The organism is Rhodoferax sp., assembly GCF_037143375.1.
Classification (GTDB): Bacteria; Pseudomonadota; Gammaproteobacteria; order Burkholderiales; family Burkholderiaceae_C; genus Rhodoferax.
This window is the reverse complement of record NZ_JBAWYV010000127.1, coordinates 1-9,223: the sequence shown is the minus strand read 5'-3', so window position 1 is coordinate 9,223 and position 9,223 is coordinate 1. Positions and strand designations below refer to the sequence as shown.

The following is a 9,223-nucleotide window of genomic DNA, read 5'->3' as shown; positions in this document are numbered from 1 at the left end:
CCGGCGGTGTTGCCGTGATCAAGGTTGGCGCTGCCACCGAAGTCGAAATGAAAGAAAAGAAAGCCCGCGTTGAAGATGCACTGCACGCTACCCGCGCTGCTGTGGAAGAAGGCATCGTGGCTGGCGGCGGCGTTGCATTGCTCCGCGCCAAGCAAATGGCCGGTGAAGTACATGGCGACAACGCTGACCAACAAGCCGGTATCAAACTGGTGATGAAGGCCATCGAAGCACCTTTGCGCGAAATCGTGTTCAACGGCGGCGGCGAAGCTTCTGTGGTGGTGGCAGCTGTGTTGGCCGGTAAGGGCAACTACGGTTACAACGCTGCGAACGAAACCTACGGCGACATGATCGAAATGGGTATCCTGGACCCAACCAAAGTGACCCGCACGGCTCTGCAAAACGCAGCATCTGTGGCCTCTTTGATGTTGACCACCGAGTGCATGGTGGCTGAAGCCCCAAAGGCTGACGGCGGCGGCATGGGTGGCGGCGATATGGGTGGGATGGGTGGCATGGGCGGCATGGGCATGTAAGAGTGCTCCTTGCCTGACGATCCAGGGCGTCGTTGCAAGGGCTTGCCGTAGCGATGCTACTGTCTACGCCCTTGCGCCTAGCCCTGAATCGTCATGCTGCGTCGGGTGGCTTTGCTGCTTCAGACAAAAATCAAAAAACCCCGCAAAGTGCAAACTCTGCGGGGTTTTTTGTTGCTATATATTTAAGAGCTACTTACGCTTGTTGGACGAGGGCTACAGGATGATTAGCCTTAAAACAAGCCTTGAACTTTAGTTGAACGGCGCATTCAGTTGAAACATCAAACCAGCCGTACCCAAAATATTCACCTGACCCGACCAGCCGGGTTTGAATTCATACGCAATCGCTGGAATTGCCGCAAGAGAGAAACCTTTGAAGTTCAACGGCACCTTGTTTTCATAAGGTTCACGGTAGCCATACATCATGCCCGCCGTCCACTTGAAGGATAAATGTTCGATACCGCCAATTGCCTTGTACACACCGCCCCAGGGGAAGACATAAATAGTCGGTTGACCGAATGAATTGTCAAAAACCGTCAGCCCATCCAGCTTCCCGTTGGGGTACTCACGCTCCAGACCCACCATCACCACAGGTTTGTGTTCAGGATCTTCTGAGAAATGGTAGGTCAAGGGGCTGAACATCCAGCTCACCACTTTGTCCTTGCCCAGATCGGCAAGGAAACTTTGCTGGGCCATGGACGCGACCGGAAGGTAGGCCACAATCAGGCCAAAAACGAGGGGAATTAATTTTTTCATGGGTGCAGATTTGAATTTCAAGGTGCAATGCCTATCCAGTGTAACGGCAGTCGTTTTGACTAATTTCAAACGCGGTGGCAGATTTTTGCGCTGGCTGTGGGTGTTTTCGCTCATCTCGACCAGCGGCTGCGCCTGGCTGGACGCACACCAACGCCAGATCATTTACCGACCCACGACAGGCGCCCCAACAGAGGTAGTGGGACGACACCCAGGCGACCAACGCTTTTTTCTCACCGTCCCGTCGACCACACCAACCCGTGACACCACGGCAGCCCCGCCCGAGACACAGCGCATTGAACTCTGGTGGTTGCACCATGCCGACCCGCAAGCACCCACCCTGCTCTACCTGCATGGCACGTTTCGCACCGTGTTCGAGAACCTGCACAAAATCGAGGCGCTGCGCAGTGCTGGCTTCAACGTGCTGGCGGTTGACTACCGGGGCTGGGGCCTGAGCACGCCCCTCATTCCGTCGGAGCAAACCATTTTGCAAGACGCCGATCTGGCTTGGGCCGAGTTGCAACGGCGCGAACCGCGGGCGGCCCAGCGCGTGATTTACGGCCATTCCATGGGCAGCGGCGTCGCGGTGGACCTGGCCAGCCGCCTGCGCTCACCAACTGATTACGGCGCACTAATTCTGGAGTCAGCGTTCACCAGCTTCTCGGACGTCGCGCGCGAGGCCGGGTATTTAACCCGGTTTCTGGACCTGTTCAACAACGAGCGCTTTGCGTCGATTGACAAAATAGCCCGCGTCAACGCGCCCTTGCTGATGCTGCATGGTGCGCTCGACAGCACCATTCCGATCCGGCTGGGGCAACAATTGTTTGTTGCTGCCAACCCACCCAAACACTGGCTCACCATCGAAGGCGGCGCGCACAGCGACCTCAACCAGGTCGATCAGGCGCAGTACCAAGCCACGCTGCAACGCTTTATGCACGACTATGTGGCCCGCCAGCAAGCGCCATGACTGCTATGTTAAAAATAGCTGCTCACGCTTGCAGCACGGTGGCTAGAGGCCAATTAGCCTCATAACTCAGACTTTGAAAGCCAGCACCGCCTGACACTGCTCGCCCAAGCCGTCAACCCCCAGCGTAACGACGTCGCCGGCCTTCAAAAATCGGGGCGGCTTCATGCCCATGCCAACGCCCGGCGGGGTACCGGTGGTAATCACATCACCTGGCATCAGCGTCATGAACTGGCTCACGTAGCTGACAAGTTTGGCGACGCCAAACACCATGGTTTTGGTGTTGCCGGTCTGCACCTGTTGGCCATTCACGGCCAGCCACAAGCCCAGTTTTTGCGGATTCGGCACCTCGTCGCGCGTCACCAGCCAGGGGCCGAGCGGGCCGAAGGTGTCGCAGCCTTTGCCTTTGTCCCAGGTGCCGCCACGCTCCAGTTGAAAAGTACGTTCGCTGACATCATTGACGGTGCAATAACCGGCCACGTGCATGAGCGCCTCCTTTTGCGACACGTAGCGCGCCCGCGTACCAATCACCACACCCAGCTCCACTTCCCAATCGGTCTTAACTGAGCCTTTGGGCAACATCACGGGGTCGTTGGGACCTTGTATGCAGCTGGTCGCTTTCATGAACACCACGGGCTCCGCCGGAAGCGCCATACCGGATTCGGCCGCATGGTCGGCGTAATTCAAGCCAATGGCGATGAACTTGCCGACGCCCGCCACCGGGCTGCCCAGTCGGGGTTTGCCCTTTACCAAGGGCAATTTCTCCGGGTTCAAACGCTGCAACTTGGCCAGCGCTGCGTCACCGAGTTGTGCCGGCCCGATGTCGGTCAGCACCGCGCTCAGGTCGCGCAACTGGCCTTGCGCATCGATCAGACCTGGTTTTTCTTTGCCCGGTTTTCCGTAGCGAACGAGTTTCATGGGGTTCCTTGCAGACTTGTGAGGTTCAGGACCGCAAGCGTAGCAGCAAGCCTGCGGTGCTGGCGTCGAGGTCGCTGGCATCGCCACTGAGCAGGCGCCGCTCCACGTCTTTGGCCAGCACCTTGCCAAGCTCCACGCCCCACTGGTCAAAACTGTTGATGCCCCAAAGCGACCCGCTGACAAACACGCGGTGCTCCTGCAAGGCAATCAGCGCGCCCAGCGTTTTGGGCGACAACTCATCAAGCAGCAGAAAGGTGCTGGGCCGGTTGCCGGGGAAGTTTTTGTGGCCACCGGCGTCGGCCTTGCCCAGCATCAGTGCCTGCGCCTGCGCCAGCACGTTGGCCAGCAACAGGTTGTGGTGGTCTGGCAAGCTGTGTTTGGGGGTTTTGACCGCGACAAACTCGACCGGCACCACGTCCGTGCCCTGGTGCAACATCTGAAAATACGCGTGTTGCCCGTTGGTGCCCGACTCGCCCCACAGCACTGGCGAGGTGCCAAACGGCAAGGCTGCGCCGCTGGCGTCCACCTGCTTGCCGTTGCTTTCCATTTCCAGTTGCTGCAAATAGGCGGGCAGGCGGCGCAAAGCGCTGTGGTACGGCGCGATGCTGCGGCTGCTGAAGTCGTGAAAATTGCGGTACCAGACGTCAAGCAACCCCAAGCGCACCGGCAGGTTTTGCTCTAGCGGTGCGGTTCTGAAGTGCTCGTCCATGTCGTGCGCGCCGGCCAGAAAATCGCGGAAACCGTCGGCGCCAATCGCAATCGCCAGCGGCAGGCCAATCGCCGACCACATCGAATAACGCCCACCCACCCAATCCCAAAAACCAAACGTGGTGCTGATGCCAAACGCATTGGCCGCTGCCACGTTGGTGGTCAGCGCAGCAAAATGGCGCGCAATGTCGGTGCCGCCACTGGCCTCAAACCAGCGCTTGGCTGAGAGCGCATTGGTCATGGTCTCGATGGTGGTGAAGGTTTTGCTGGCCACTAAAAATAGCGTGCTCTCAGGTTTCAGGCGTTTGAGCACCGAGGCCAGTTCGTGCCCGTCGACGTTCGAGACGAAGTGAAACCGTTTGCCCGGCAGCACAAACTCGTCCAGCGCCAGCACCGCCATTTGCGGTCCCAAATCAGAACCGCCAATGCCGATATTGACCACATCGGTGATGGCGTCATCGGCCCGCACGGTTTGCGCGTAGGCCAGCATGGCGTCCAGCACTGCATGCACTTGCGTCAACTCAGGCGCTAACTTTTTAATAGCTACTCGTGCAGGTAATACGGGGGCTAGAGCCGGATTTCTTAACAACCAGTGCATCACCGCCCGGTCTTCGGTGGTGTTGATTTTTTCCCCGTCAAACATCGCGTCGCGGTGCTGCTCCACGCCACACTGGCGCGCCAGATCAATCAACAAGGCTTGCGTGGCGGCGTCTATTCGGTTCTTGGACAAATCTGCAAATACGTGCGGTGCGCTCTGGCTGAAGGTCTCAAAACGATTGGCGTCTTCTGCAAACGCGGCGCGCACATCCAAGGCACAGCCTGTTGACTCAAAAGAAGCCTGAAGTTCAGGCCAGGCGGGGGTACGGTCACAGCGGGTACGGGTCATGAAAAATCCTTGGGGTAAAAAATCAGGCGGACAGCAACAACTGGTCCAGCTTGCCGGCATCAACGCAAAACGCACGAATGCCTTCAGCCAGTTTTTCGGTGGCCATGGCGTCCTCGTTGAGGGCAAAGCGGAAGCTCATTTCGTCGTAATGGACCGGCGACAAGTCCAGTGCCTGAGCGGTGGTGGCGTCCAGCGCACGGTTAAGCGGAGTTTTGGTGGCGGCCAGAATGGAGAGCAAATCGGGACTGATGGTGAGCAGATCGCAACCGGCCAGCGCCGTGATTTGTCCCACATTGCGAAAGCTCGCCCCCATCACCTCGGTGGCAATGCCAAACTTTTTGTAGTGGTTGTAGATCTGCTTCACCGACTTGACGCCAGGGTCATTGGCGCCGGTGTTGTCAGACTCGACCCACGCAGCGCCGGCAGATTTTTTGTACCAGTCGTAAATACGCCCGACAAACGGCGAGATCAATTGCACCTTGGCCTGACCGCAAGCCACCGCCTGGCAGAACGAAAACAGCAGCGTCAGGTTGGTGTGAATGCCGCGCTGCTCCAGTTGCCGCGCCGCCTGAATGCCCTCCCAGGTGGCCGCCACCTTGATCAGCACACGGTCAATGTGGATGCCCTGCGCCTGGTACAACTCAATCAGGCGCTCGCCCCGTGCCACGGTGGCGTTGGTATCAAAGCTCAGGCGCGCATCCACCTCGGTCGAGACGCGACCCGGAATGATCGACAAAATCTCGCAGCCAAAACGCACCAGCAAGCGGTCCATGATCTCGTCGAGCGGCCGCCCCCGGAACTGGTCCACAGTTTCTTGCAGCAGCGATTGGTAGTCGGGCTTTTGCACCGCCTTCAAGATCAGCGACGGGTTGGTGGTGGCGTCTTGCGGCCGGTAAACATCAATCTGCTTGAAGTCGCCGGTGTCGGCCACCACGGTGGTGAATTGTTTGAGTGCGTCGAGTTGATTCATATTAGTGGGGCTCAAAGTATGAAGTAGGGTTAACGATAGGAAACTGATTTAAAGCAATCTTGAATTATCTGTGAAACAAAGTTACATTACTAGCTCGTATTTTATGTAACTTTAAATCATGAGCTTTGACCTTGTTTTGTTTGGCGGCACTGGCGACCTGGCCTGGCGCAAATTAATGCCTGCTTTGTTTCAGGCTTTTCGCCACGGCACACTGCCCGCTGACGGCCGCATCATCGGCGTGGGCCGCGAAGACCTGAGCGACGCGCAATACCGCGCCCAGATCTGCGCCAAATTCGTTAACGTCGAATTGGACAAACGACCCAGCGTGGAAGAGTTCAACAGCTTTGCCGCCCTGCTTGAATATGTCCGCATGGATTTATCCAAGCCCGACGACTACGCCACGCTGGCCGAATCACTTTCCCTGCGCCATGCCGACACCGTGGTGATGTACGTGGCCACCGCCCCCAGTCTGTTTACCACCGTCTGCGAGCAACTTGCCGTGGCCGGGCTCAACACCCCGAATACCCGTGTGGTGCTTGAGAAACCGCTGGGCCACGACCTGGAAAGCAACCGGGCCATCAACGAGACCGTGCGCAAGATTTTTGGTGAAAACCAGATTTTCCGGATCGACCACTACCTGGGAAAACCGGCCGTGCAAAACCTGTTTGCACTGCGCTTTGGAAACGCCTTGTTTGAACCCCTGTGGCGCCGCGAGCACATTGCCAATATCCAGATCACCATCGCCGAAGACCTGGGCGTTGAAAAACGCGGCGCGTTTTACGAGACCACGGGTGCGATGCGCGACATGGTGCAAAACCACGCGCTGCAACTGCTGTGCGCCATCGGCATGGAGCCGCCCATCAACTCGCACGCCGATGCGATTCGCGACGAAAAGCTCAAGGTACTGCGCTCGCTCAAGCCCTGGACGGCTGAATCGCTGTCTCAAGACGTGATTCGCGGCCAGTATTCGGCCGGCACCATCAACGGCACCCCGGTTGCTGCCTACCGCGAAGAAGCCGGGGTTGACCCTGAAAGCCACACCGAAACCTTTGTCGCCCTGCGCACTGAAATATCCAACTGGCGTTGGGCTGGCGTGCCGTTTTACATCCGCACCGGCAAACGTCTGGCCGGTCGCGATGCCCGCATTGTGGTGAATTTCCGGCCGACGCCGCACGCCATTTTTAACTCGCAAATTGGCATGGCCAATCGCTTGGTGATCAACCTGCAACCCAAAGACGGGCTGGAGTTGCACCTGCTGGCGCAAGGCCAAAACAACCGTCAGGGCGCCCAGACCGCCAGCCAAACGCTGGCCCCGGTGCAACTTGATTTGGACTTTGACAAGCGCTTTGGCCTGGAACGCGTGGGCGCCTACGAGCGCCTGCTGCTCGACGTGATCGACGGCCGCCTCAACCTGTTCGTGCGCAGCGACGAGCAATTTGAAGCCTGGCGCTGGGTTGAGCCAATTCTGGAGCACTGGAAAAACGACATGCAAGGCCCGCGCCTTTACGCCGCCGGCACCTGGGGCCCGAGTGCCTCCAGCGCCATGATTGCCCGCGATGGTTTTTGCTGGGCTGAGGAATCCTAAATGGTTGAGGACAGAGCTTGCACTTGCAGTACGGCGGCCTGTCCCACAAAGAATTGAAATAAATGCTTGACCGAATCAAAGCCGCCCTGCCCTCGCTGGCCCCTGCTGAGCAACGCGTGGCCAAGCTCGTGCTGAGCGACCCGCGCAGCTTTGCCAAGCAGCCCATCACCGAACTGGCCGACCGTGCCCATGTCAGCAAACCCACGGTGGTGCGGTTTTGCCGCAGCGTGGGTTACGACGGCTTGTCGGATTTCAAGCTCAAACTGGCGGGCAGCGTGAGCGAGGGCGTGCCTTTTATTCACCGCAGCGTCGATGTGGACGACAAGACCAGCGACATCATGGTCAAGGTCATCGACAACACCGTGGCGGCATTTCTGAAATACCGCAACGACGCCAGCACCGCCGCCATCGAGAAAGCCGTCACCGCCCTGGTGCTGGCCTATAACGACGGCAAACGTATCGAGTTTTACGGCGTGGGCAACTCCGGCGTGGTGGCACAAGATGCCCAGCACAAGTTTTTCAGGTTGGGCGTACACACCATTGCCTACAGCGACGGCCACATGCAGGTCATGAGCGCGTCACTCTTGAGGCCGGGCGACTGCGTGGTGGTGATCTCCAACTCGGGCCGCACCCGCGACCTGATGGACGCCTGCGACATCGCCCGTAAAAACGGCGCCACCACCATCGTCCTGACTGCCAGTGGCTCGCCTCTGGCAACGGCGGGCGACATTCACCTGGCCGCCGACCACCCCGAAGGCTTCGACCGCTACAGCCCGATGGTGTCGCGCCTGCTGCATTTGATGATCATCGACATCCTCGCCACCTGCGTCGCTTTGCGCATTGGCGGCGACACCTTGCAACCCCTGTTGCGTGAAATGAAGAACAACCTGCGCAGCAAGCGTTATACGTGAAATAGGGCTCTAGCCCTTGTTCTACTTGCGTAAGCAGCTATTAATTTTGCAGTACTTATGGGGCCTATACCGGCTGCAGCGTCAGCTTGAACCCCAGAGCATTTAGCACCATAAATATCGTATTCGTGGCTGCAATGCTAGACTTGAAAAACATTCATATGAGAAACCAAGCTATGCCCACCATCAGCATGTTTTATGGAATATTGGTCGCGATGTATGCATTGGATACTCAAAAACATCATTTGCCGCACATCCATATCCGCTACAACGATTTCAAAACCGTGCTGGCCATTCCGAGCGGCGATGTGATTGAAGGGAGCCTTCCATCACGACAGATGAAGTTGGTACAAGCCTGGATTGAGTTACATCAGGATGAGTTGATGGCAGATTGGCATTTGGCAAGTACCGGTCAAACGCCATTCAAGATTGATCCCCTGCGTTGAGAGGTGCACCTATGAGCCCAGATGTTGTTAGCGTTGTGACTTTACCCGGATTCTGTCTCCAAGCCGAATTTGAGACCGGCGAACTACGCCGCTTTGACATGAAGCCCTATCTCGACTACCCCGCATTTTCCGCGTTGAAGATAGATGCATTGTTTGAACGTGCCCATGTACAACATGGCACAGTTGTCTGGACTGACGATATAGATTTATCGCCAGATACCCTGTACTTAAAAGGTGAGCCAATTACCCAGATTTAATTGGAATCTGACCCCTGTAATACATCCGCCATCTACTTGACTGACGCCAGTTTGAGCTGGCCGTACCAGGCTTGCGTGGTAGTGCGGGTGTTGTCGGTATCGGTCATGATGCCGATGCCGAGCAAGGCGCCGGGGGGCTCGCCAAAAGCCTTGACGAAATCGGCCCGAATATCGCGCTCGTAGTCCAGCCAGCGGTTCAGGTTCTTGGCGCCCGACTCCACCACCATCTCACGAATGCGGTCGGTACGCGGGTTGACGATGACGGTGCCCGGCGCACGGGTGTTGCACCACACATACATCA

At 57.6% G+C, this 9,223-nt stretch carries 11 protein-coding genes; 6 read left to right on the top strand and 5 right to left on the bottom strand.

What is annotated here, in order from left to right; translation table 11 throughout:
* A partial coding sequence (locus tag WCG50_RS15090) for a TCP-1/cpn60 chaperonin family protein (protein WP_336900428.1) occupies positions 1-530 on the top strand: 530 nt, incomplete at its 5' end.
* A gap of 249 nt (positions 531-779) precedes the next feature.
* Here WCG50_RS15090 and WCG50_RS15085 read toward each other — a convergent pair.
* The gene (locus WCG50_RS15085) at positions 780-1,283 is read right to left on the bottom strand and encodes a hypothetical protein (protein ID WP_336900427.1); all 504 of its coding nucleotides are present in this window, start codon (positions 1,281-1,283) and stop codon (positions 780-782) included.
* 55 nt (positions 1,284-1,338) lie between these two features.
* On the opposite strand from WCG50_RS15085, the gene WCG50_RS15080 reads away from it, so the two are divergent.
* Positions 1,339-2,247: an alpha/beta fold hydrolase gene (locus tag WCG50_RS15080; RefSeq protein WP_336900426.1), complete on the top strand. Its 909-nt coding sequence runs from the start codon at positions 1,339-1,341 to the stop codon at positions 2,245-2,247.
* A gap of 66 nt (positions 2,248-2,313) precedes the next feature.
* Here WCG50_RS15080 and WCG50_RS15075 read toward each other — a convergent pair whose 3' ends face one another.
* Genes WCG50_RS15075 through tal form a run of 3 tightly spaced genes read right to left on the bottom strand, consistent with a single transcriptional unit; the run spans position 2,314 to position 5,726 of the window.
* Positions 2,314-3,162, bottom strand: coding sequence for a fumarylacetoacetate hydrolase family protein (locus WCG50_RS15075; RefSeq protein ID WP_336900425.1), 849 nt, complete (start codon positions 3,160-3,162; stop codon positions 2,314-2,316).
* A 25-nt stretch (positions 3,163-3,187) separates the two neighbouring features.
* Complete coding sequence (gene pgi / locus WCG50_RS15070; RefSeq protein ID WP_336900424.1) at positions 3,188-4,756, bottom strand: glucose-6-phosphate isomerase; 1,569 nt, start codon at positions 4,754-4,756, stop codon at positions 3,188-3,190.
* A 22-nt stretch (positions 4,757-4,778) separates the two neighbouring features.
* A complete protein-coding gene (tal, locus tag WCG50_RS15065; protein ID WP_336900423.1) occupies positions 4,779-5,726 on the bottom strand; it encodes a transaldolase in 948 nt (315 codons plus the stop codon).
* Positions 5,727-5,844: 118 nt separating this feature from the next.
* Here tal and zwf point away from each other — a divergent pair, with 118 nt between their 5' ends.
* The 4 genes from zwf (at position 5,845) to WCG50_RS15045 (ending at position 8,922) form a co-directional block, all read left to right on the top strand.
* Entirely contained in the window at positions 5,845-7,311 is a 1,467-nt protein-coding gene (gene zwf / locus WCG50_RS15060; RefSeq protein ID WP_336900422.1) for a glucose-6-phosphate dehydrogenase, read from the top strand.
* Between the two features lie 62 nt (positions 7,312-7,373).
* Positions 7,374-8,222, top strand: coding sequence for an SIS domain-containing protein (locus tag WCG50_RS15055; protein ID WP_336900421.1), 849 nt, complete (start codon positions 7,374-7,376; stop codon positions 8,220-8,222).
* Positions 8,223-8,380: 158 nt separating this feature from the next.
* Positions 8,381-8,665 (top strand): DUF4160 domain-containing protein, encoded by a 285-nt coding sequence (locus WCG50_RS15050; protein ID WP_336900420.1) that lies wholly within the window; start codon positions 8,381-8,383, stop codon positions 8,663-8,665.
* Between the two features lie 11 nt (positions 8,666-8,676).
* The gene (locus WCG50_RS15045; RefSeq protein WP_336900419.1) at positions 8,677-8,922 is read left to right on the top strand and encodes a DUF2442 domain-containing protein; all 246 of its coding nucleotides are present in this window, start codon (positions 8,677-8,679) and stop codon (positions 8,920-8,922) included.
* Positions 8,923-8,954: 32 nt separating this feature from the next.
* On the opposite strand, the gene WCG50_RS15040 is transcribed toward WCG50_RS15045, so the two are convergent.
* Positions 8,955-9,223, bottom strand: a 269-nt coding sequence (locus WCG50_RS15040; protein WP_336900418.1) for a DUF3047 domain-containing protein, incomplete at its 5' end; no start/stop codon positions are given.